This window comes from Streptomyces sp. NPDC005752, assembly GCF_040630715.1.
Taxonomy (GTDB): domain Bacteria; phylum Actinomycetota; class Actinomycetes; order Streptomycetales; family Streptomycetaceae; genus Streptomyces.
In genome coordinates this window covers 1-23,186 of record NZ_JBEXYB010000050.1, presented here as the reverse complement: position 1 = coordinate 23,186, position 23,186 = coordinate 1, and the positions used below count along the sequence as shown (strand labels likewise).

Sequence of the window (23,186 nt, the reverse complement as noted above, 5' to 3'; positions counted from 1 at the left end):
CTCGTCAAGCATCGAGAAGATGACACGGTCCGCTGTCGCAGAGGTCGGCCGGGTGATCAATCCGGGGTGCGCGCATCGGGCGGAGGCAGAGGCGATCGCCCGAGCGAGGCCAGGAAGTCGTCGAGCATCACGGTCTGTACGTCGGCAGGGAACCGGTCGGGGTCGAAGAGCGCCTGCACGACCAACCCATGCGTGAACGCGACTGCCGCAGCCGCCAGTTGTTCGGCGTCGGCAGCCGCGTCGCCCAACTGTCCCAGTCGGCTGGCCGCTTCGAGATGCGGCCGGACCATCCCCCGCAACCGCGCGTAGCGCCCGGCCTGCTCGCCGGCCAGCCCCTCGTCGGCAAGTGCGAGGTCCCAGGAGCTGACCCAGATGCGGTTGCGGGCGGTGTCGTCCGGCGTCAGCGGCAGGATGCCCAGCAGTATGGCGCGCACCGACGGCAGCCCCTCGGCGGGCCGTGCGCGGCGCGGGCGTTCCGCGGTACGCACCTCCAGCAGGTCCAGCGCGTGCGCGATCAGAGCGCGCTTGGTCGGGAAATAGTGCATGAGCATCCCCGTCGAGCCGTTCATCGCGGCGGCGACGGCTCGCAGGGTCAGCCCGCCGAACCCCTTGTCGGCGAGCACGGCCCACACCGCCTCGGAAACGTCCTTGCGGCGGGCTTCACGGTCTCCGGGTGCGGGTGGCGGCATGCTGCTCGCTTACGTACCGAACGCTCGTTACGTACCCCGCAGCATCGAACCGAGGTCCCCGTGTTCATACTCCCGAAGAGGTCGCAACCAAGCACCCTGAGGTCGTCGTCTCCGTCAGCACCACAAGTCAGCATGCTCTGTTCGCCGAGGCGCCCTGGGCTGACAGCTTGACTGATACTGGGCCGGCCATCCATCCGATGGACTCTGCCGTTTTCGTAGCGAGCCCGCTGGGCGGCCCTCTCCCTGGTACTGCCGGGAACGACCCCTACAGTCGTGTAGCTCCTCGGAGCTACCCAAGGAATCACAGCCGCACCTGCCCTACCTCCCTGGAATCGATTCCGACCCAGCGCACGGCCTCGCCCGTGCGGCGCCCAGGGTGTCACGCAGAATTGCGCCTCGCTCGGATCCCGTAGGCCGGTTCGACCGTACGAACTGGTTGTCGGCGAACTCACTCCTTCTGGTAGCGAAGGTCTGTTCATCGTCACGCTGCTCCCTCTACGCGGTTACGTAGGAGCACTCATTGAGCCGAGTCCGGGATCGACGGACCGTAGGAGACAGGTGACGGACATGCGAACTGAGGCCACCGAGAGGGTCGAGCTGGTCTTCTCCCTCTTCGACGCCAACGGCAACGGAGTCCTCGACTCCAACGACTTCGACCTCATGACGGGACGTGTTCTGGATGCGGCGGTCACGTCGGACGACGGCGCCAGGGAGGCCATCCGGACAGCGTTCCGCCGTTACTGGACCACACTGGCCACGGAGCTGGACGCCAACGGCGACGGTGTGATCTCCCTCGATGAGTTCCGTCCGTTCGTGCTCGACCCCGAGCGCTTCGGTCCCACGATCACCGAGTTCGCCGACGCGCTCGCCGTACTCGGCGACCCCGACGGGGACGGCCTGATCGAGCGCCCGCTTTTCGTATCGCTGATGACGGCGATCGGCTTCACCGAGGCCAACATTCATGCGCTTTTCGACGCGTTCGGCCCGGACGCCGACGACCGCATCACCGTGACCACGTGGGCCAGGGGCATCGAGGACTACTACGCGCCGGACATGGGCGGAATTCCGGCTGACCAGCTGGTGGCTGTCCGGGCCGTTTGACAAGGCCCGGACATGAGCGTTCTGTGAGGGCGCGCTGTCCCAGGACGCCGCCGGTCGGCACGGACCTCGGCTCGCCCCCCACACGAGCGGGCGCCGGCCCCCCGTGAGGTCACGGCGGTGCCGGGCCCGTGCGGACGTCAGGGTCGGAGCTTGTGCGCAAAGACCCACCGGTTCCCCTCCAGCGCGTCGTTCGGCTCGGGAAGGGGACCACGTCCCTGCAGACGGGTGAAGTCGAAGGGCGTGTGCATCGAGGTGGACCAGCCCTTGGCCGCCAGGTCGCCCACGGAGTCGGGGCGCGGCCCCCTGTCGAAGAGGTCGAGCAGATCGATGCCGATCTGTTCCCGCGTTGCCGTGTAGATCGGGCTGTCGCGGTACGCCAGCAGGTCCTTCTCCAACTTGGCCTCGAAGGCCAGGGCGCTGCCCCCGGCAGTAAGCCGATCCACCGTGTCGATGAGGTATGTCTCGGCGGGGCCAGGCAGGTAGAAGAGCAGTCCTTCGGCCAGCCAGACACTCGGGGCGGCCGGGTCGAAGCCGACAGAGGTCAGCGCGGTGACCCAGTCAGCGCGCAGGTCGACCGGTACCGGGACCCGCTTCGTCTTCGGGGCGGCCGACAGATCCGTAAGAACCTGTTGCTTGAAGGCCAGCACGCCCTCTCTGTCGATCTCGAAGACGACGCAGTCGGCCGGCAGGTCCAGCCGGAAGGCGCGGGTGTCCAATCCCGCCCCCAGCAGAACCACTTGGCGGACGCCTGTAGCGACCGACCGGTGGAGGAAGTCGTCGAGGACTCTCGTCCGCAGACCGAAGTAGCGGGCGAACCTCCCCCACAACGGGTTGCCGTCCCCGTCCGGGACCTGTTGGATCCTCACCGGCCAGTCCGTGCAGGCGGGGGCAGCGCGCACGAAGTGCTCCGCGTAGACGTCCCGGGCCAGGCTGTCGTGGCGGTGGGTCTCGATCGCCCGTGCGGCGGCGACAAGGAGGGCGGTCAGTCCCACGCCTGCGTCCACACCTTCCGCGCCGGTCCGCCGCGTCGCTGTGGTGGTCGTGTCACCTTCGGTTGGAGCGAAGAACATGGAAGGGTCGCTGGTGGGATGGCGGGGGTCTCCGGTGGTGGACGTTTCACTCATCGGTCTCTTCTTTCCGGCAGCAGCACGGGCTTGATAACGCGTCCGGCGTCACAGTCGCGTTCGGCCTCGTTGATGTCGGCCAACGGATAGGTTCGGATCAGTTGGTCGAAGGGGAAGCGACCGGCCTGCCACAGACCGATCAGCCGGGGTATCAGCAGTTCGGGTACGGCGTCCCCCTCGCAGATGTGCCGGATGCTGCGGCCCCCGTCGAGCGTGCCCGGTTCGAGCGGCAGTGCGGTGTGGAGGCGTGCCACGAGACCGAGGGTGCCGGTGGGGCGCAGCGCGCGGAGTGTGTCGTTGATGAGCAGGGCGGAGGCCGTGGTGTCCAGGGCGTACTGCGCGCCGCCGTCGGTGTGCCGACGGATGCGCTCGGCCAGTCCGGCCGTCACAGCGGGTAGCGGGACCGCGCCGTACCGCTCGGCCAGGTCCAGGCGCCCGGGATGCCGGTCGACAGCCACGGTCCGTACGCCGGCGGCAGTGGCCGCCATGACCGCGGCCAGGCCCACCGCTCCCGCACCGAGTACGACGAGGGTGTCACCGGGACCGGCACGAAAGGTGTTCAGTACGGCTCCGGCACCGGTGAGGGCGCCGCAGCCGAGCGGACCGAGCAGTTCGAGCGGCAGGGCGGGGTCGACCCGGACGGCGTTGCGCGCCGGGACGAGGGCGTATTCGGCGAAGGAGGACTGGCCGAACCACCGAAAGGCCAGCGCTCCCCCGACGGCGTCGGTGAGCCTTGACGCACCCTCCTCGCGTCCCCCGAAGAGGTTGAGTGAGGCGAAGGAGTCGCAGTAGGCGGGGGCCGCGCCGCGGCAGTTCCGGCAGTCTCCGCAGGAGTCGAAGCTCAGCACGACGTGGTCACCGACGCCGATCGCACCGTCCGGGCCATCGCCCGACGCCACCACGACTCCGGTCCCCTCGTGGCCGAGGATCGCCGGCAGCGGGGTGCGACCGGCGGATCGCCGGACCGCGAGATCGGTCCGGCACATTCCGCATCCGGCAATCTCGACGAGGATCTCACCGGCGGCCGGGCCGGTGCTCAGGACGACCTCCTCGATCGCGAACGGGGTCTCGTTCGAACGCAGCACGGCGGCACGGAACCTCATCGCTCTTCCTCTCGCGGCCGGTGCACGACGAACGGACGGAGGTTGCCGTAGAGGCCCCACGGGCCACCCGCGACACCGACCCCGCTGTCCTTGATGCCTGCGAAGGGTTGGGCAAGGGAGAGTTCGGCGTGGTGGTTGATCCAGGCCGTGCCGCATTCGAGCCGGTCGGCGGTCGCCGTCGCCCGGTCGAGATCGGTGCCCCACACGGAGCCGCCCAGCCCGAAGCCGGTGCCGTTGGCCGCTTCGATGGCTTCGTCGAGGTTTCGGTACGGCAGCACCGGCAGGACCGGTCCGAACTGTTCCCCGGTCACCACCGGGTCCTCGGGAGGGACGTCCGTGAGGATCGTGGGAGCAAAGAAGTAGCCCGGTCCGTCGAGCCGGTGACCGCCGGTCGCCGCCCGGGCGCCGGCCGCCAGAGCCCGCTGCGTGACCCGCTCGACCCGGGCCAGCTGGGGGGCGTTGTTGACCGGCCCGAGCCGGGTGCCCGAGTCCAGGCCTGGCCCGACGACGACGGTCTTCGCGCGGTGTGCGAGGGCCTCGACGACCTCGGCGTGGAGCCGGGCCGGTGCGTAAACGCGTTTGACCGCCATGCAGACCTGCCCGCAGTTGCGGAAGGCGGCCCAGAACAGCCGGTCCGCGATCCGCTCCACGTCGACGTCGTCCAGGAGGACGGCTGCGTCGTTGCCGCCCAGTTCCAGGGTGACACGGGCGAGGGAGTCCGCCGCGGCTCCGGCGACGGCCCGCCCGGTCGGCACCGAGCCGGTGAAGGTGACGTGGCGGATGGCCGGGTGGGAGACGAGGCGGGCACCGAGGGGTTCCCGGCCGGTGACGACGGTCAGGACATCCTCGGGAAGGGCCGTGGCGAGGACGGCACCGAGCAGCCGGGTGGCGAGCGGGGTGTATGGGGACGGTTTGAGGACCACGGTGTTGCCGGCCGCGAGTGCGGGCGCGAACTTCGCCGATGCGAGCTGGAGGGGGAAGTTCCACGGCACGATCGCGGCAACGGGTCCGAGAGGGCGCCAGCGGATCTCGCTGTGCACGGGTCGGCCGTCGTCGATCCGGCGGGTGTGGGGAGCCAGACCGGCGAAGTACCGCAGCCGGGCCGCGGTACGGGCGACCTCGGCGTACGACTCAGCCAGGGGCTTGCCCTGCTCCCGGGTGAGCAACGGAGCGAGGTCGTCTCCGGCAGCCTCCACGGCGTCGGCGGCGGCGTTCAGTCCGGTGGTGCGGGCGGCCGGGTCGGCGCGCCATCCGGTCCAGGCGCGCCGGGCCCGGTCGATCGCGTCGTCCAGTTCGTCCGCCTGCTCGTCTGGGATCTTGTCGAAAGTCTCCCCGGTGGCCGGGTCGATGACACCGAGGCAGGGGGTACGGTGCCCGGGGGCGCAGCTGGCTTCCGGTGTCGGCATCCCGGTAGTCAGTTCAGGGCCGGGACGTCGGCAGCGTGCTCCCGGGCCTGCCGGTCCATCTCCGCCCGGAAGGCGGCGACCAGGTGCGGCTGGATCCTTCCGGCATTGCGGTCACCGCCCGAGCAGACCGCTCCCCGCACGCCCACGATGTCCGTGCCGATACGGGTCAGCGGACCGAGGTCGGCCTGCTTGATACTGCCCGCGAGGGCGGCGAGCAGACCGGACGCGTGGGCGCGGCGGACGAACTCGGCGCAGACGTCCGACGGAACGTGGTCGAACAGCCGCGTGCCGTCCTTGATCGCGGTGTCCAGCATGGCCGCGTCGGCACCGGCGCGGGCTGCGATGTCGGGCAGGGCGAGCGGATTGACACAGCCGACGCGGTGCGCGTCGGCGTAGCCCGAAGCGACGACGAACGCGTCCGGCCGGTGGTCCTTCACCGCCCGGACCACCGCCCGCATGACCTCGACGCCCTGCTCAGGAGTCGTGCATCCGTACAAGCCCACCTTGATGTACGTGGCGCCGGAGACGGCCGCGCCAAGCGCAGCCTGCGCCACGGTGCCGGGCTTGTACGGCACGTCGCCCACGGTGGCGGACACCGGTTTGTCCGCCGGTACCGCGTCGCGGATCTCCCGGATGACCCAAGGGAAGTTGGCACCGAGAGAGCCCTCATCGGGCTTCTTGACGTCGACGATGTCGAGGTGCTCCGCCGCTTTCGCGCAGGCCAGCGCTTCCTCGACGCCGTCCGGGGAGATGAGAAGCAACACCGTGAACTCCTTCCGCCGCGAGTCCGCCCGGCCGGGGGACGGGGAACTGCGGATCACTGGTTCATGTGCGGTGTGCTCATCTTTTCCATTGCCCGCGCGCACCGGTAGGGCGTGCGGAGTTCCCCGGGCGGCGCGTGTACGCACGCGTATGACTCCGTGTGTACCGGCGCGAATCAGATCCTGTTGAGTCGCGCCGAAACCGACCGCCCTCATGGGTGCGCCCGGCGCGCTTGCGTGCTCCGGTGCTCGTGTCCGTACCTTCGCAGGGTTCGTGAAGCGCCCGTCCGTTGGACCCTCGATGAACATGACCGTCCGTATGAGATGAACGCAATCGTGGCCCCGGAACATGCTCGATGAGGGCACCGATGCACGGAACACCATCATCCCGCCGGGCTACCAAATAGGGTGTGGGACAGGCCTGCGGGCACATGCTGGCCAATCAACTCGGCAGTTCTGGGGATGAATGGAAGAATCTGTTCACCATCTCGCAGAACCCGACGAACACGCCGTGGATGAGCCTGTTCGAAAAAAGGGTGTATGACGCTGTCGATGATGGTGACGTTGTCACATACAGCGTCTACCTGGAATACGCGAATGATGCCCCGGACTCACCGCCGAAGACAATTCATCTCAAGGCTTTCGGCCACCGGAAGGGGACCGGATGGCAAGCTCGGGTTCGACGAAGAAGACATCCGCCCCAACCCAGCTCACGACGAGCCTCGCCCCTGACACTCCCACGGAGTCACCATGACCGCCCTGACCAAAATCTGCCCACCCCCCGCGCCCCTCCCCTCGGCCCCCGACTGGAGCCGAGTCGAGACCGACCTCGGCATGCGGCTGCCCCAGGACTACAGGCAACTCATGGCCACATATGGTCCTGGCGAGTTCTGCAACTTCCTCTCTCTGTACTATCCGCACGCCCCTCGCGCAGGGGCAGATCTCACCGGGCCTATGCCCGCCCGACTTCGGCAGCAGATCGTAGAAGTCAGGCACAACGCCCGGCAGTCCTGGCCTCTGCCCCACCCCCCGGAGCAACTCTTCGCCATGGGGGTCACCGGGAACGGTGACCACCTCTTCTGGGTCACCCAGCCCTCGAACAAGCCAGACGGGTGGGATGTCGCGGTCAACCAGGCTCTGCGCGCGCCCTGTTACACCTTCACCGGAACGCTCACCGAGTTCCTCCTCGCAGTCGTCGGCGGCCGACGCACGTCCCCTTCTTTCCCGAAGACCTCCTCGACAACGGGACTACGTTCGCCCCCGCCCGCCCAACCGTTGAGCCGACCACCCCAGCCGACCATCAGGGCTCCATGAATCCAGCCGAGATCCGCGCATGGGCCCGCGCGAAAGGCCATCCCCTTCCCGACCGCGGCCGCATCGCCATCGAGATCATCGAGGCATGGAAGCGGGCCAACTCTGTCTCCGACTACTGAACCGACTGCCACCCGTACCAGCGAATCTAGTCACACGCACATGTCCATGAAACCCCTCGAACACGACCGCCGGTACGGCGAACTGGACCAGGTGATGCACGCGTAACTGGGACAGCCGGCCGCAGACACCCAGGAGCGGCGCAGCCGCGCCCTGAGCGCGTATCTCCGTCACACCTGGCACACTCGCCCCTCGCCCCTCGGCCATCGCGGAGGCGGAGCGGCAGCTGCGCGAGTACAGCCGCAACCCTCCGGGCCGCATCCGTCAGGACCTGGGCGAGTTCTACGCGGTCCCGGACACCGGGAAGCCGCAGTCGGAAATCGGCGGCTGGCTGTTGCTGCTGGCCGACCACTCGTACCCGGAGATGCCGACGGCACGGCAGCCGTGACCGCCCCGTTCGGGCAGGCGTCGGCGCCCATTGGACGGTTGGCCGGATCCCGGGGTGGGCGAGTACGCGAAGGGCCCCGGCGCTTTCGCGCCGGGGCCCTGATGAGAGGGGTGCGTCGATCCGGAATGACGCACCGCCGGCTGGGTTTCGGCGGTCCGCCGTCCCTCTAAACGAGCGTCATAGCATAGATCTCGACGCGGGAGTCGTCCGGCAGGGAGACCGAACGGACCGTCTTGCCCCCATCGAGCTCGGCGGCCGTGCCGAAGAGCCGAATGGACGGCCCGTCGACACCGGTGCCCCGCTTGATGCGGTGCGGCATGTCGAGGAGGACCGTGCTGCCGTTCGGCGCGGAGCCCGCCCAGTCGCCGAACGTCACCGGTGCCTCCGTGCTGCTGCCGTCCGTGTAGTGCACGGTCAGTGTGGTGGTCACAGGACCGTTGTGCGCCGATCCGACCAGCCGCAGCGCACTGTGCTGTCCGGCGGGCAGCAGGAGGGCCTGCCCGCTTGCTTCGAGGAAGTTGTTCGCCGTGCCGGTGGGGTCCGGCGCGTCGTACGTCACCCCGTCCCAGGTGACCGGCCCCGCCTTGGGCAGGAGGTCGCCGTCATAGCTCCAGCCATGCCCGTCGAAGTCGCCCTCGTCGGAGTTCGCCACCGTGGCCGTGCCGTCATGGCCGAGGTCTGCGCGCAGGTCCACTGCGCACTGCCCGTTCGCCTCACTCGCGCAGGTCGTGGCGGCTCCCACCGTGACGGTGGCCTTGCGGGTGACCGAGTTCGTCCCTCGGCCCGCGACCTTCACCTCCACCGGGTAGGACCCGGCCGCGACGCCCGGGGGCACGGTGATGTCGAGCGACACCTTCTTCTGGACCGGGAAATGACCGGAATCGATCACGAGTGGTGAACGCTGTGCCGTCGTGGCCTTCCAGCCGCTGGGCACCTTCGCCGTGACCGACACGGTCAGCTTGCCGGGAGCCTGCCCGAGGACGTCCAGCGTGAACTTCGCGGTCTGTGCGGCGTCACCCGTGGGGACGACCGCCGAGGCGGGACGCAACGACGCGTCGACGTGCTTACGGCTGTCGGGGGATGCCTGGTTGACGGAAGGCGGCTGGGCGCCCTTGCCCGTGCCCCAGGAGGAGGGGGAGGTCCCGAGCCGGTGGGCAAGGGTTCCGCCGTGCGCGAGCTTGTTCCAGCTCAGCCAGGTCTGGGGTACGTCCCGGCCGTTCAGGGCCACGCTCTGCACGTACCGCTTCGTGTCGCTCGCTCCGGGTGCTTCGATCGTCAGCGTGCCGCCCTGGCCCTTGGTGCCGGACGCCTTGGGATAGCTGCCGATCCGGACGGTCGCCGATTCGAACTGCGGGCTGGACACGGCCAGGAAGTCGCCGCCGCTCATCGTCGGGTAGAGGCCGAGGGAGGAGAAGACGTACCAGGCCGACATGGTGCCCAGGTCGTCGTTGCCCGTCATCCCGTCCGGCCCGTTGGTGAACAGCGTCATCGCCGCACGCACCACGGTCGCGGTCTTCGCCGGGGCGCCGACCCAGTTGTACATGTACGGGGCGTGCAGGTCCGGCTCGTTGTTCGGGTTGTACGTCGGCTTGCCGTAGTAGTCGTACGGCTGCGAGATCCAGTCATTCCGGGCGGTGCCCGCCGGGTCGGTGAGCAGCTTGTCGTGGACGAAGAAGGAGTCGAGCCGCTTCTCGGTGGCGCTCCGACCGCCCATCAGGCTGACGAGGCCGGCCGGGTCCTGCGGTACCAGCCACTGGTACTGGTACGCGCCGCCCTCATGGAACTGGTGCGCCGCCTCGACCGGGTCGTAGGGCGTGAGCCAGGTGCCGTCGGCCGTCCGCGGCCGGAACTGCTGGATCGAGGAGTCCCACAGGTTCCGGTACCACTGGCCGCGCGCGGCGAACATCTTGGCGTCCGACTTGTGTCCGAGCCGGTCGGCCATCAGCGCAAGCGACGCATCGGCGGCGGAGTACTCCATCGTCGCCGACGCCGGGTGCTTGCAGTCGTTGTCGCCGCCCTTGTCCGCGCAGTCCTTGCCGAGCTCGAGACCTGACGGGATGTAGCCGCGCTCGGTGTAGTGGTCCGATCCCGAGCGTCCGTTGTACGGCGAGTCGGCGGGCGGGGTGCTGGTCGCGTTCTTCTTCAGCAACGCGTAGGTCTCTGCCTCGTGTCCGGCGAGCAGACCCTTTGACCAGGCCTCTACGAGGAAGGGCGTGACCGGGTCACCGGTCATGATGTTGGTCTCGCTGTTGGCGAGCGCCCAGCGGGGCAGCCAGCCGCCGTCCCGGCCGGCCGCGACGACCGACAGCGCGACATCCCGGGCGACTTTCGGCTCCAGCATCTGCAGAAGCTGGTTCTGCGGCCGGTAAGTGTCCCAGAGCGAGAAGTTCTGATACGGCGTGTAGTCCTTTGCCGTGTGCGTCTTGTTGTCGAACCCCTGGTACATGCCGTCGACGTCACCGGCGAGGTTCGGGTGCAACTGGCTGTGGTAGAGCGCGGTGTAGAAGGCCTTCTGCCGGTCCGCCGCGCCTCCGCCGACCCGGATGGAATTCAGCTGCTTCTTCCAGGTGTCCTGCAACGCCACACGCGTGGCGTCGAAGTCGAAGGACTCCTTGGTCTCCGCGGCCAGGTTCTTACGGGCGCCCTCCACACCGGTGTAGGACAGCCCCACCTTCAGGACGGCGTCCCGGTCGGTGGTCGCGTCGAAGGTCACCCAGGCGCCGTTCTGGCCGCCTCCCTCCGCGTCGCGGGTGCCGGGCTCGGGGTCTGCGCCGTCCCACGTGCCGTAGGCCTTGAAGGGCCGGTCGAAGGTGGCGCTGAAGTACACCGTGTGCTCGTCGTGTCCGGCACAGAAGCCCCCGGCGTGCACCCGGCCCTCGATGGTGCGGTCACCGACGACGTGCACCTCGGAGTCCAGCACGGACTGGTTGGCCTTGCCTGTGTTGAACAGGACGTTGGCCGAACCGGTGGAGGGGAAGGTGTAGCGCTGCCACCCGGTGCGCTCGGTGGCGGTGAGTTCCGCGTCGACGTCGTACTTCTTCAGCCCCACCCGGTAGTAGCCGGGACTGGCCTGCTCGTCGTCGTGGCTGTACGGGGAACGGTAGGCGTTCGGGTCCACGGAGTCGACTGCACCCGTGGTCGGCATGATGGGCAGCTCGCCCATGACGCCGCAGCCGACGCCGGACAGGTGCGTCTGACTGAATCCGTAGATCGAATCCTGCTTGTAGTCGTAGCCGCCCTGGCCGCCGGTGTCCGGACTGACCTGGACCATGCCGAACGGCGCGCTCGCCCCGGGGAAGGTGTTGCCGAAGTTCTGGGTTCCGACGAACGGATTGACCAGATCGATCGGTTCCGCGCCCGCGGCGGCGGCGGGCTCGGCGATGCCGACCACTCCGCCACTCACGAGTACGGCGGCCATCAGACCGGCTGTTATACCGGAAGCACGGGGACGGAACGGTCTGAAAGCAAACCGCATGGGGTATTTCCCTTCGAGTCCTGCACTGACAACGTTGTCACTCTGTTCGTTCGCACCATAATCCCCGGCCGCCCCGGATGTCACTGGGTGAGCGGTGGCCAATTCTGACGCGCTGCATCGATTCTCCAGAGTGGGGCGTCGACAAGCGACCTGCCTGCCTTGGCGCGCGGCCTGCGGGGCGAATGCGCCACCCAACGGCCCACGGAGATGGGCCAAACCCTCGCGGCCGGAGAGGAACCGCGCGACGGCTTGGGCCGAGACCTCGTCGGGCACGTCGAGGCACAGGGTGGAATGGAATCCCCAGGCCCGGAGCGCCAACCGGTAGCCGCTGGCGAGCGGAACGATCACGTGACACGTGACACCCGAGATCCGGCTCCGCCGGCTGCTGAACGCGCATCCGAGCCAAGTCGGCGGAAAACGGAGTGGGTTGAGCAGCTGCCGCTGCCAGGTTTGAAGTGCACTCCAGGTCAAGCGTTCCGGGGCTCCCCAGGGACGAAATCCCCGGGCGCCCCGGCGGCGGACGTCAGCCCACTGCCAGCAATGGCCTGACAAAGGTCAGGCCCAGGCATTGTCGGTCAGCACGCGTTCGATGCGGGTGATGCCGAGTCCCCCGCGGATGACATCCGCCCCAGGCGCACATCGCCGCGCAGCACCGCTCATCCAGCCCTGCCCAGAGCTGGGCCTCTCTCACTTGGTGCGGCCGGACATCACTCCTACAGTGACGGCAGACGCAGCCCTACCCGAAAAATGACAGGCGGACCTGACGGTTTGCATTGTCGCGATTTGTATCGACCAGACAGACGGACTGCCACGTCCCCAGCTCCAGCCTCCCCCCGATCACCGGCAAAGTGGCATGCGGCGGTACGAGTGCCGGGAGCACATGGTCGCGGCCGTGGCCTGGACTCCCGTGCCGGTGGCGCCAGCGGTCGTCGGCCGGGAGGAGGGTCTGCAGGGCGCTGAGGAGGTCCTCGTCGCTGCCCGCGCCGGTCTCCAGGATCGCGATCCCGGCGGTGGCGTGGGGTACGAAGACGTTGAGCAGGCCGTCTCTGCCGTGAGCCGCGCGGGCGAGGAACTGGGCACAGTCCTCGGTCAGGTCCATGACCGTCTCGGTCCGTCCCGTAGCGAGGCTCAGCAGGTGGGTGGCGAAGGTGTCGGACATGGCCCCATTCTCTCCTCGCCCGCGCGGATCGTGCGCCGGGAAGATCCGGGGCGCAGCCAGGGTTGGTAGAAGCGTGAACAACTTGGGGACGCGTGAACTGGACGTGGTGGTCATCGGCGCCGGGCAGGCGGGGCTGTCCGCTGCCTACCACCTGCGGCGCGCCGGCCTGGAGCCCGACCAGGACTTCGTCGTGCTGGATCACGCGCCCCGGCCCGGCGGCGCATGGCAGTTCCGCTGGCCCACCCTCACGTACGGCAAGGTGCACGGCATGCACGCCCTGCCGGGCATGGAGCTGACCGGTGCCGACGGCAGCCGTCCTTCGTCCGAGGTGATCGGCGCCTACTTCGACGCGTACGAGCGCCGGTTCGACCTGCGGGTGCACCGTCCGGTGGACGTGGGCGCCGTGCGCGAGGGTGAGGGGAACCGGCTGCTCGTCGAGACCACCGAAGGCACCTACGCCACACGCGCGCTGATCAACGCGACCGGCACCTGGGACCGGCCGTTCTGGCCCCGCTATCCCGGCCAGGAGACCTTTCGGGGAAGGCAGTTGCACACCGCGGACTACCCGGGGCCTGCGGAGTTCGCAGGCCTGAGGGTACTCGTGGTCGGCGGCGGCGCATCAGGCACACAGCATCTGATGGAGCTCGCCGAGGTGGCGGCGGAGACGTACTGGGTGACGCGCCGGCCCCCGGTGTTCCGGGAGGGGCCGTTCGGCGAGGAGCAGGGGCGGGCCGCTGTGGCCATGGTGGAGGAGCGTGTACGCCTCGGGCTCCCGCCGCAGAGCGTGGTGAGCGTGACCGGGCTGCCGCTCAACGACGCCGTCCGGAACGCGCGCGAGCAGGGCATTCTCGACCGGCTTCCGATGTTCGAGCGGATCACACCCGAGGGTGTGGCCTGGTCGGGCGGCCGGACGGTCGAGGTCGACGTGATCCTCTGGGCGACCGGCTTCCGGGCCGCCGTCGATCATCTCGCGCCGCTGAAACTCCGCGAGGCAGGTGGCGGCATCCGTGTCGACGACACCCGGGCCGTGCGGGACGCCCGCGTCCACCTCGTCGGGTACGGCCCTTCCGCCAGCACGATCGGCGCCAACCGGGCCGGGCGGGCGGTAGTACGTTCGGTCGGTCGGCTGCTGAACGGCGTCGGCACTCCGGCCTGACCCCCTGCCCCTACCTCCGCCCTGCCACTGCCCTGCCTCGTGACCGCATGGGTGGCGGTCACTCCGCGCCCCCGGCCGGACCCGCAGCCGGGGCGGCACCTCAGGTGGCCGCCGGGGCGAGATGGCCGTCGCGGCGGACGAGGGCGGCATAGCGTCCGTCCTGTGCGAGCAGTTCCTCGTGCGTGCCTCGCTCGGCCGCACGTCCTTCGTCCAGGACGACGATCTGGTCCGCGTCCCGGACCGTCGAGAGCCGGTGGGCGATGGTGAGGGTGGTGCGGCCCTTCGACAGGGCGTCGATGGCTTGCTGTACGGCGTGCTCCGTGCGGGTGTCGAGGGCGCTGGTCGCCTCGTCGAGGATCAGCACGGGCGGGTCCCTGAGGATCGTGCGGGCGATGGCCAGTCTCTGCTTCTCGCCGCCCGAGAACCGGTATCCCCGCTCGCCGACGAGGGTGTCGTACCCGTCGGGCAGGCCGGCGATGTGGTCGTGGATCTGCGCGGTGCGGGCCGCGGCCTCGATCTCCTCGTCGGTGGCGTCCGGTTTGGCGAAGCGGAGGTTCTCGGCGACCGAGGCGTGGAAGAGGTACGTCTCCTGGGAGACCACGCCGACCGCCCTGGCGAGCGTGTCGAAGTCCAGGTCACGCACGTCGATCCCGTCGAGCGTGACCCGGCCCCCCGTGACGTCGTACAGCCTCGGCACCAGATAGCTGAGCGTGGACTTACCCGATCCGGTGGGTCCCACGACGGCCAGGCTGTTCCCGGCGGGCACGGCCACGTCGATGCCGCTCAGGGTGGGCCCGCTCTTCTCCTCGTAGCTGAAGGTGACGTCCTCGAAGGCGATCTCACCCCGGATCTCGTCCAGCCGGACGGGCTTCTCGGGCTCGGTGATGTCGACCACGAGATCGAGGTACTCGAAGATGCGGGCGAACAGGGCGAGGGACGTCTGCATCTGCACACCGGTGGAGAGCAGGCTCACCGCCGGGCGGAACAGTCCCTGCTGGAGCGAGACGAATGCGACCAGCGTGCCGATGGAGACGGCTGTGCCACCGGACTGGAGGGTGAGGCCCGCCGCCCAGTAGATGACGGCCGGCATGGCGGCCATCACGATCCCGATGGTCGACATCCTCCAGCGCCCCGCCATGTTGGAGCGCACTTCGAGGTCGACCAGTCGCTCCGACTCCTCGGCGAAGCCCTTGGTGAGGGAATCCGAGCGGCCCATGGTCCGGCCGAGCAGGATGCCGCTGACCGAGAGTGACTCGGTGACGGTGGCCGCCATCGCGGCCATCTGCTTCTGACGCTGGGTGGTGATCCTCTTGCGCTCTCGGCCGACACGACGGCTGATCCAGACGAAGACGGGAAGCAGGAGCAGCGAGACGACGGTGAGCCGCCAGTCCAGCGCGAGCATCGCGACCACCGTGGCGATGACGGCGGTGAGGTTGGAGACCAGGGAGGTCGCAGTGGAGGTGACCGTGGCCTGCATTCCGCCGATGTCGTTGGCGATGCGGGACTGGACCTCGCCCGTGCGGGTCCGGGTGAAGAAGGCCAGCGGCATCCGCTGCAGTTGGGTGTAGACCGCGGTGCGCAGGTCGTGCATGACGCGCTGGCCGACCGTCGTGGAGATCAGGGTCTGCAGGACACCGAAGACGCTGGTCATCACCGCGGTGAGGATCATGCCGAGAGCGAGAAGCGTGAGCAGTCCCGTGCGCCCCTGGGGGATCGCGGTGTCCAGGATCTCGCGGAGCAGGAAGGGGGAGGCGACCGACACCAACGAGGAGGCGCCGACCAGCAGCCCTACGACAGCGAGCCGGCCGCGGTAGGGACGGAACAGCCGGAAGATCCGGCGCAGCTCGGCGGGCGGCTGCCCGGCATCTGCGGCTGGAGGTGTCCAGGTGGGTTCGTCGGGTTTCATGGGCTCCTTCGAGGGCGTGCGACGGAGAGGATGCTCGGACTCGCCGCGGCGGGCGCGATCAACACAGCGGACCGGATCGGCACAGGCGGCAGGGAGCTGGCGGGTGGGCCGACTTTGGAGAGCCTAGCTCATTGTTACCTCTATTCACAATGAACCAGGTCCTGATATTGTTCCCCCATGGACTCCCCCGACTCCGACGGCATGCTCGCCGAGCAGTTGCTGCGGCTCACGCGCCGGCTCCAGCGCATCCAGAGCCGGCAGCTGGAGCCGATAGGCATCACCCCGGCCCAGTTCCGCCTGCTGCGCACCACCGCGCACTACGACGGTCCGCCCCGGATGGCCGATCTCGCCGAGCGCCTGGACGTCGTCCCACGGGCGGTGACCACCCTGGTCGACGGTCTGGAGGCCGGCGGCCGGGTGCGGCGCGCCCCCGATCCCGCCAACCGACGGGTGATCCGTATCGAGATCACCGAGGAGGGCCGGGCGGTGCTCCGTTCGATGCGCGACGCGCGGAAGGCCGCCGCGGAGGAGATCCTGGCTCCATTGACCGCCGCCCAGCGTGAGGTGCTCGGCGGTCTGCTCACCGCTCTGGTCGACGGGATGCCGGAGCGCCGCCGCTGCTGAGACAAGCGGTGCGGACGCCGCACCGCGCCGTCGAGGGGATCGTGACATGCCGCTGCTGGAGCCGGATCCGAAAGCCCTGCGTCCGCGTACGCCACGTATGCCGTCCCCCGATCGGGTGCCGGGCTGGAAGGCGTCGGGGACCCCGGCGGAACTGCGGGCGGGCCTGACCGCCCTGCTCGGTCCGGAGAAGGTGCTGTGGAAGATCTCCGACCTCGTGCGGTACGCCTCCGACGCCAGCCCCTACCGCTTCCTGCCGCAGGTCGTGCTGGTCCCCGAGGACCTCGACGACATCTCCGCGATCCTCTCCTACGCACACGGCAACGGCCGCGGGGTCGTCTTCCGGGCCGCCGGCACCAGTCTGAACGGCCAGGCGCAGGGTGAGGACATCCTCGTCGACGTACGCCGGCACTGGACGGGGATCGAGGTACTGGACGACGGCGCCCGGGCCAGGATCCGGCCCGGGACCACCGTCATGCGGGCCAACGCCGCTCTCGCCCGGCACGGACGGACCCTGGGACCCGATCCCGCCAGCGCCATCGCCTGCACCGTCGGCGGGGTCGTGGCGAACAACGCCTCGGGCATGACCGCGGGAATCACGAGGAACTCCTACCGTACGGTCTCCTCGCTGACGTTCGTCCTGCCGAGCGGCACGGTCGTCGACACGGGCGAGGCCGATGCCGACGAGCTCCTGCGCCACGCGGAACCGCGTCTGTGCGACGAGCTGCTGGCGCTCAAGGCGGAGATCGAGGCAGACACGCGGCTCACCACCCGGATCCGCGCCAAGTACGAGATCAAGAACACCAACGGTTACCGTCTCGACGCGTTCCTCGACGGATCGACACCCGTGGAGATCCTGCGGGGCCTGATGGTCGGCTCGGAGGGAACCTTCGGATTCATCTCCGAGGTCGTGTTCGACACCCTGCCCCTGGACCGTCACGTCTCCTCCGCGCTGCTGTTCTTCCCTTCGCTGACGTCGGCAGCGGCGGCCGTGCCGCGCTTCAACGAGGCGGGAGCGATCGCCGTGGAGCTGATGGACGGCAACACCCTGCGCGCCTCGGTCAGGGTCGAGGGCGTCCCCTCGGACTGGGCGGCACTCCCTCGGGGGACGGCGGCCCTCCTGGTGGAGTTCCGCGCCCCGGACGAGAGCGCACTGGCCGCCTGCGAGCAGGAGGCGGCCGCTGTCGTCACGGGTCTCGATCTGGTGGCTCCCGCCCCATCGGTGACGAACGCGTTCACCAGGGACGCCGCCACCGTCTCCGGGTACTGGAAGGCGCGTAAGGCGTTCGTCACCGCCGTCGGCGGCTCCCGCCCCTCGGGCACGACGCTGATCACCGAGGACTTCGCCGTTCCGCCGTCCCGGCTCTCGGATGCCTGCGAGGCGTTGCTCGCGCTCCAGGCCGCCCATGGCTTCGACGCCGCGGTCGCGGGGCACGCGGCGCACGGAAACCTCCACTTCCTCCTCGCCTTCGACGCCGCGAAACCGGCCGACGTCGACCGGTACGCCGCGTTCATGGACGAGTTCTGCACGCTCGTCGTCGAGCGCTTCGACGGATCACTGAAGGCGGAACACGCCACCGGCCGCAACATCGCCCCCTTCCTGGAGCGGGAATGGGGCGCCGCCGCGACCGAGCTCATGTGGCGGACGAAGCAGGCCGTCGACCCCGGCGGGATCCTGGCACCCCGGATCGTCCTCGACCGGGACCCGACGGCGCATCTGCGTGGCCTCAAGACCATTCCCAGGGTCGAGCCGGTCGCCGACCCGTGCATCGAGTGCGGGTTCTGCGAACCGACCTGCCCCAGTGAGGACGTCACCACCACTCCGCGTCAACGGATCGTCCTGCGCCGGGAGATGATGCGGCAGCCGGGCGGCTCACCGGTGGAGGCAGGGCTGCTGGACGCCTACGGTTACGACGCGGTGGACACCTGCGCGGGCGACTCCACGTGCAAGCTCGCCTGTCCGGTCGGCATCGACACCGGCGCGATGATGAAGGACTTCCGCCATCACCGGCACTCCGCGCGTGAGGAGCGGGTCGCGGCTGTCACCGCGCGGCACTTCGGGATCGTCGAGGCCTCGGCTCGGGCCGCCCTCGGCATGGCCGACGTCATCTCCCGCCATGGCGGCGACCGGCTGCTCGGGGCCGTGACCCGACTCGCCCGCAAGGCCGTTCGGCCGGACCTGGTTCCGGAATGGCTGCCCGAGACCCCCGGCGCCGCTTCCCGCACACTGCCGCCCACCTCACGGGCAGGCGCCCAGGCCGTCTACTACCCGGCCTGTGTGAACCGCATCTTCGCCGGCCCCGCAGACGCGGGGGCGCTGTCGCTGGCCGAGGCCGTCGTCTCCTTGTCGGCGCGGGCCGCCAGGCCGGTATGGATTCCCGAGGACGTCGGCGGGACCTGCTGCGCGACGATCTGGCACTCCAAGGGGTACGACGTCGCCAACGCGGTCATGGCCAACCGCATCGTGGAGGCCGCCTGGGGCTGGACCGGTGGTGGCGCGCTGCCGGTGGTCGTCGACGCGTCGTCGTGCACGCTGGGCCTGGCGCACGAGGTGGTGCCGTATCTCACCGAGGACAACAGGGCGCTGCACGAGGAACTGACCTTCGTCGACTCGCTCGTCTGGGCCGCCGACGAACTGCTCCCCCATCTGACGGTGTTCCGCCGGGCAGGAACGGCCGTCCTGCATCCCACGTGCTCGATGGAGCATCTGGGTGATGTGGCGCATCTGCGCACGCTGGCCGAAGCGTGCGCCGAGGAGGTGGTTGTGCCCGACGACGCCGGCTGCTGCGGGTTCGCGGGCGACCGCGGCATGCTGCACAAGGAACTCACCGACTCGGCGACCGCCAAGGAGGCGGCGGAGGTCAACATCCGGCACTACGACGCCTATCTGTCTGCGAACCGGATGTGCGAGATCGGCATGGACCGGGCGACCGGCCACCACTACCACTCGGCACTCATCGAGCTCGAACGGGCGACCCGGCCCGTCATCCGGCCCTGAGCGGTCGGGCGGAATAATCGGTTGCCCCGGACGGGGTCAGGAAGCGAACCTTGCACGGTTTGGTCCCCCCACTGTTCCGCGGGATCGACCACTGGTCTTCGCTTCCGATTCTTTGGGACGTCATGCAGATTCGCGATCTTCCGTACTCGGATCCCGGCGATCCCGATGTTCGGTCAGGCCCCCGTTTCCTGTTCTGGCTCGGGCGGAGTCAGCTCGGCGGCCAGGTCAAGTCCCTTTGCTGGGGGCTGCTTCATCACTGTGCGATCGCGGGCCTCCCGCTCGCCGTGGGCCTTGCGGTGCAGGCCGTCATCGACCGCTCCGGCCGGGATCTCGCGCTCGCCGGGGTCCTCCTCGTCGTCCTCGGCGTCTTCATCGCCCTGGGCGACACCATGCTCCACCGGACGGCGGTCACGAACTGGATCACCGCTGCGGCCCGGGTGCAGCAACTGCTGGCGCGCAGGACGGCCGAGCTGGGTTCGGCGCTCACCCGGAGGGTGGCGGCCGGAGAGGTGGTCGCCGTCTCCACGGGCGATGTCGAGAAGATCGGCTGGTTCGTCGAGGCGTTGTCGCGTTTCCTGGCCGCCGCGACCGCGCTCGTGCTGATCTGCGTCGGACTGGTGCTCTACCTGCCGTCGCTCGGTGTGCTGGTCGCCGTCGCCACCCCGGTCCTCGCGCTGGCCGTCCTGCCGCTGCTCCCCCGGGCCACCCGCCGGGCGGACCTGCAGCGCGAGAAGGCGGGACGGGCGACGGAGCTGGCCTCCGACACGGTCGCCGGACTGCGGGTGCTGCGCGGTATCGGCGGCGAGGAACTGTTCCTCGGGCGTTACCGGCGCGCCTCCCAGGAGGTCCGCGAGGCCGCGGTGCGCAGCGCCCGGATGTGGGCGGTCATCTCGGCGATCCAGGTGTTCCTGCCGGGAGTTCTGCTGATCTCGCTGGTCTGGTACGGCGCGACGCTGGCCCGGGACGGCCGGATCGACGTCGGCCAGCTGGTCACGGTGTACAGCGCGGCGACCCTGATGCTGTTCCCGCTGCGCAACGTGGAGGAGATCGCCATGGCGTACTCCTTCTCACGCCCGTCCGCGCAGCGCGCGGTCCGGGTGCTGTCCCTACGTCGCACCACCCGCCCTCCGACGGAGGACGGCGCGACGCCGCGGGGGGACCTCTACGACCCGGTGACCGGGCTGATGGCGCCGCAGGGCCTGTTCACCGCCGTGGTCTGCGGCGACCCCGACGAAGCGGGGAGGCTGGCGGAACGGCTCGGCGGTCACGCCGAGCCGGATGAAGCGTCCGGGCCGGACGACGCGTCCGCACCGGTTCCCTCGGTACTGCTCGGCGGTGTACCACTGGACGAGCTGCCGCTCGCCTCGGCACGGTCCGCGGTACTGGTGCAGGACAAGGACCCGGTGCTGCTCTCGGGGACGCTGCGGGAGCTGCTGGACGTCCCGTCCTCGGGGGGTGTGACGGCCGAGGACGCACTCGCCGCCGCGCGGTGCGGTGACGTGCTGGACGCGCTGGCCCAGGCGTCGGCCGAGACCGACGGCGACCCGATGAACACACGGATCACCGAGCGCGGCAGGTCCCTGTCCGGTGGCCAGCGGCAGCGGCTCGCCCTGGCACGCTCGCTGGTCACCGACCCGGAGGCGCTCGTCCTCGACGAGCCGACGTCCGCGGTGGACTCGCACACGGAGGCGAGGGTCGCCGCAGGCATCGAACAGCTGCGACGGGGCCGTACGACGGTGGCGTTCGCCTCGTCCCCGCTGCTGCTGGACCTCGCCGACCGCGTCGTGCTCCTGCACGGAGGCACGGTCGCGGCGGTGGGCACGCACCGCGAACTGCTGCGGGGCGAACCGCGCTACCGGGCGGTCGTGACCCGTGACACCGAGGCCGAGGCCGCCGCGCCGGCCGCACACGACGGGCTCACCGCGGTCGACGGCCTCCGGCCGGGCCGGGCGGTCGAGGAAATCGAGGAGACGGCATGACCGGCCTGGCACGACCTGAGTACGACCCGGCCGCACCGGAGTCGGCGACGACTCTGCCGGTCGGTACGCCGACGACCGTACGGGTGTACGTGAGCGCTCTGCTGCGGCGTCACCGCAAGCCCTTCGCCGTGCTCATCGCGGTCAACGCGGTCGCGGTGATCGCGTCGATCACCGGGCCCTACCTGCTGGGCGGGCTCGTCGAGGACCTCTCCAACGGGGTGACGGACCTCCATCTGGAGCGCACGGCCGCCGTGTTCGCCGTGGCGCTGATCGTGCAGACCGTCTTCACGCGGACGATGCGGCTGCGCGGGGCCATGCTCGGCGAGGAGATGCTCGCCGACCTGCGCGAGGACTTCCTCGTCCGGTCGGTCGGGCTGCCGCCCGGCGTCCTCGAACGGGCCGGCACCGGGGACCTGCTGTCCAGGATCACGACGGACATCGACCGGCTGGCCAACGCGATGCGCGAGGCCGTCCCGCAGCTGGCGATCGGTGTGGTCTGGGCCGGGCTGCTGCTCGGCGCGCTGACCGTCACCGCCCCGCCGCTGGCGCTGGCCGTGCTGATCGCGCTTCCGGTGCTGGTCACCGGCTGCCGCTGGTACTTCAGGCGGGCGCCCTCCGCGTACCGTTCGGAGGCAGCGGGGTACGCGGCGGTCGCGGCCGTGCTCGCCGAGACCGTGGATGCGGGACGTACTGTCGAGTCCCACCGGCTGGGGGCCCGCAGGGTCGCGCTGTCGGACCGGCGGGTGAGGGAGTGGACGGCCTGGGAGCGCTACACCCTGTTCCTGCGCTCGGTCCTGTTCCCGGTCATCAACACCACCTACGTGACGATCCTCGGCGCGGTGCTGATGCTCGGCGGCTGGTTCGTGATCGAGGGCTGGATCACCGTCGGACAGCTGACGACGGGGGCGCTGCTGGCGCAGATGATGGTGGATCCGATCGGCCTGATCCTGCGCTGGTACGACGAGCTGCAGGTCGCCCAGGTGTCGTTGGCGAGGCTTGTCGGCGTACGGGAGATCGAGCCCGACGCGGGTGACGACCTCGTCGGTCCCGACGGTCGGGAGGTCAGGGCGCAGGAGGTGCGCTTCGGCTACCGCGCGGGCGTCGACGTCCTGCACAAGGTGTCGCTGGACGTCGCCCCGGGCACACGGCTGGCGCTGGTCGGGCCGTCCGGTGCGGGCAAGTCCACCCTGGGCCGGCTGCTGGCGGGCATCTACGCTCCCCGGGAGGGCTCGGTGTCGCTGGGAGGCGCCGAGCTGTCCCGGATGACGGCGGAGCGGGTCCGGAGCCATGTGGCTCTCGTCAACCAGGAGCACCACGTGTTCGTGGGCTCCCTGCGTGACAACCTCCTGCTCGCGCGCACGGACGCCGAGGACGCGGAGCTGTGGGCCTCGCTCGCCGCCGTGGACGCGGACGGCTGGGCGAAGGCCCTGGAGAAGGGACTGGACGCGGAGGTCGGCTCGGGCGGCCTGGCCCTCACCCCGGCGCAGGCGCAGCAGATCGCCCTGGCGCGTCTCGTCCTGGCAGACCCGCACACGCTGGTGCTGGACGAGGCGACCTCGCTGCTGGACCCTCGGGCCGCCCGTCATCTGGAGCGTTCGCTGGCACGGGTGCTGGACGGCCGCACGGTCGTGGCGATCGCGCACCGGCTGCACACCGCGCACGACGCGGATGTGATCGCGGTGGTCGAGGACGGCCGGATCAGCGAACTCGGCAGTCACGACGAACTGGTGGCGGCGGACGGCGCGTACGCGGCGCTGTGGCGTTCCTGGCACGGCTGAGCCGCCCCACCGGTCCGCTGCTGGAACAGCGGCTCGTTGCCGAGGCGGCGGGCGGAGTCACCGGTGCACTTCTCGTCGCCGCCCATGATCGCGAACTTGACGCCCGCGATG

At 69.8% G+C, this 23,186-nt stretch carries 15 protein-coding genes and 3 pseudogenes; 10 read left to right on the top strand and 8 right to left on the bottom strand.

Annotation, left to right across the window (positions count from 1 at the left end):
- Nucleotides 1-56 precede the first annotated feature (56 nt).
- Nucleotides 57-689 (bottom strand): TetR/AcrR family transcriptional regulator, encoded by a 633-nt coding sequence (locus ABZ441_RS30390; RefSeq protein ID WP_358980030.1) that lies wholly within the window; start codon nt 687-689, stop codon nt 57-59.
- 567 nt (nt 690-1,256) lie between these two features.
- Between ABZ441_RS30390 and ABZ441_RS30385 the strand changes: the two genes are divergently transcribed.
- Complete coding sequence (locus ABZ441_RS30385) at nt 1,257-1,790, top strand: EF-hand domain-containing protein (protein WP_358980028.1); 534 nt, start codon at nt 1,257-1,259, stop codon at nt 1,788-1,790.
- Between the two features lie 137 nt (nt 1,791-1,927).
- Here the strand turns inward: ABZ441_RS30385 and ABZ441_RS30380 are convergent, their stop codons facing one another.
- Genes ABZ441_RS30380 through ABZ441_RS30365 form a run of 4 tightly spaced genes read right to left on the bottom strand, consistent with a single transcriptional unit; the run spans nt 1,928 to nt 6,187 of the window.
- Nucleotides 1,928-2,860 (bottom strand): class I SAM-dependent methyltransferase, encoded by a 933-nt coding sequence (locus ABZ441_RS30380; protein WP_358980080.1) that lies wholly within the window; start codon nt 2,858-2,860, stop codon nt 1,928-1,930.
- 50 nt (nt 2,861-2,910) lie between these two features.
- Nucleotides 2,911-4,017: an NAD(P)-dependent alcohol dehydrogenase gene (locus ABZ441_RS30375; RefSeq protein ID WP_358980026.1), complete on the bottom strand. Its 1,107-nt coding sequence runs from the start codon at nt 4,015-4,017 to the stop codon at nt 2,911-2,913.
- Nucleotides 4,014-5,423, bottom strand: coding sequence for an aldehyde dehydrogenase family protein (locus tag ABZ441_RS30370; RefSeq protein ID WP_358980024.1), 1,410 nt, complete (start codon nt 5,421-5,423; stop codon nt 4,014-4,016). The genes ABZ441_RS30375 and ABZ441_RS30370 overlap by 4 nt, the downstream gene beginning before the upstream one ends.
- Before the next feature lie 8 nt (nt 5,424-5,431).
- On the bottom strand, nt 5,432-6,187 hold the full coding sequence (locus ABZ441_RS30365; protein ID WP_358980022.1) for a (5-formylfuran-3-yl)methyl phosphate synthase: 756 nt from the start codon (nt 6,185-6,187) through the stop codon (nt 5,432-5,434).
- 428 nt (nt 6,188-6,615) lie between these two features.
- Here ABZ441_RS30365 and ABZ441_RS30360 point away from each other — a divergent pair.
- From ABZ441_RS30360 to ABZ441_RS30345, 4 genes and pseudogenes are all read left to right on the top strand, one after another.
- Nucleotides 6,616-6,729, top strand: a pseudogene (locus tag ABZ441_RS30360) (hypothetical protein); the annotation flags it as partial.
- Nucleotides 6,730-6,934: 205 nt separating this feature from the next.
- Nucleotides 6,935-7,285: pseudogene (locus ABZ441_RS30355) on the top strand (SMI1/KNR4 family protein); the annotation flags it as partial.
- An 11-nt stretch (nt 7,286-7,296) separates the two neighbouring features.
- Complete coding sequence (locus ABZ441_RS30350) at nt 7,297-7,617, top strand: histone-like nucleoid-structuring protein Lsr2 (RefSeq protein WP_358980020.1); 321 nt, start codon at nt 7,297-7,299, stop codon at nt 7,615-7,617.
- A 106-nt stretch (nt 7,618-7,723) separates the two neighbouring features.
- Nucleotides 7,724-7,967 (top strand): annotated as a pseudogene (locus ABZ441_RS30345) (hypothetical protein); the annotation flags it as partial.
- 202 nt (nt 7,968-8,169) lie between these two features.
- Here the strand turns inward: ABZ441_RS30345 and ABZ441_RS30340 are convergent.
- Together ABZ441_RS30340 and ABZ441_RS30335 are read right to left on the bottom strand one after the other, a co-directional pair.
- A complete protein-coding gene (locus ABZ441_RS30340; RefSeq protein WP_358980018.1) occupies nt 8,170-11,421 on the bottom strand; it encodes a GH92 family glycosyl hydrolase in 3,252 nt (1,083 codons plus the stop codon).
- 793 nt (nt 11,422-12,214) lie between these two features.
- On the bottom strand, nt 12,215-12,637 hold the full coding sequence (locus tag ABZ441_RS30335) for a secondary thiamine-phosphate synthase enzyme YjbQ (protein WP_358980016.1): 423 nt from the start codon (nt 12,635-12,637) through the stop codon (nt 12,215-12,217).
- Between the two features lie 73 nt (nt 12,638-12,710).
- Between ABZ441_RS30335 and ABZ441_RS30330 the strand changes: the two genes are divergently transcribed.
- Nucleotides 12,711-13,793, top strand: coding sequence for an FAD-dependent oxidoreductase (locus ABZ441_RS30330; protein ID WP_358980014.1), 1,083 nt, complete (start codon nt 12,711-12,713; stop codon nt 13,791-13,793).
- A 100-nt stretch (nt 13,794-13,893) separates the two neighbouring features.
- On the opposite strand, the gene ABZ441_RS30325 is transcribed toward ABZ441_RS30330, so the two are convergent.
- Nucleotides 13,894-15,699, bottom strand: a complete 1,806-nt coding sequence (locus tag ABZ441_RS30325; RefSeq protein ID WP_358980012.1) for an ABC transporter ATP-binding protein — start codon at nt 15,697-15,699, stop codon at nt 13,894-13,896.
- Nucleotides 15,700-15,876: 177 nt separating this feature from the next.
- Between ABZ441_RS30325 and ABZ441_RS30320 the strand changes: the two genes are divergently transcribed.
- The 4 genes from ABZ441_RS30320 (at nt 15,877) to ABZ441_RS30305 (ending at nt 23,075) form a co-directional block, all read left to right on the top strand.
- On the top strand, nt 15,877-16,323 hold the full coding sequence (locus tag ABZ441_RS30320; RefSeq protein WP_358980010.1) for a MarR family transcriptional regulator: 447 nt from the start codon (nt 15,877-15,879) through the stop codon (nt 16,321-16,323).
- 46 nt (nt 16,324-16,369) lie between these two features.
- Nucleotides 16,370-19,318, top strand: a complete 2,949-nt coding sequence (locus ABZ441_RS30315) for an FAD-binding and (Fe-S)-binding domain-containing protein (RefSeq protein WP_358980008.1) — start codon at nt 16,370-16,372, stop codon at nt 19,316-19,318.
- Nucleotides 19,319-19,440: 122 nt separating this feature from the next.
- A complete protein-coding gene (locus tag ABZ441_RS30310) occupies nt 19,441-21,297 on the top strand; it encodes an ABC transporter ATP-binding protein (protein WP_358980006.1) in 1,857 nt (618 codons plus the stop codon).
- Nucleotides 21,294-23,075, top strand: coding sequence for an ABC transporter ATP-binding protein (locus ABZ441_RS30305; protein ID WP_358980004.1), 1,782 nt, complete (start codon nt 21,294-21,296; stop codon nt 23,073-23,075). The genes ABZ441_RS30310 and ABZ441_RS30305 overlap by 4 nt, the downstream gene beginning before the upstream one ends.
- The last annotated feature ends 111 nt before the right edge of the window (nt 23,076-23,186 follow it).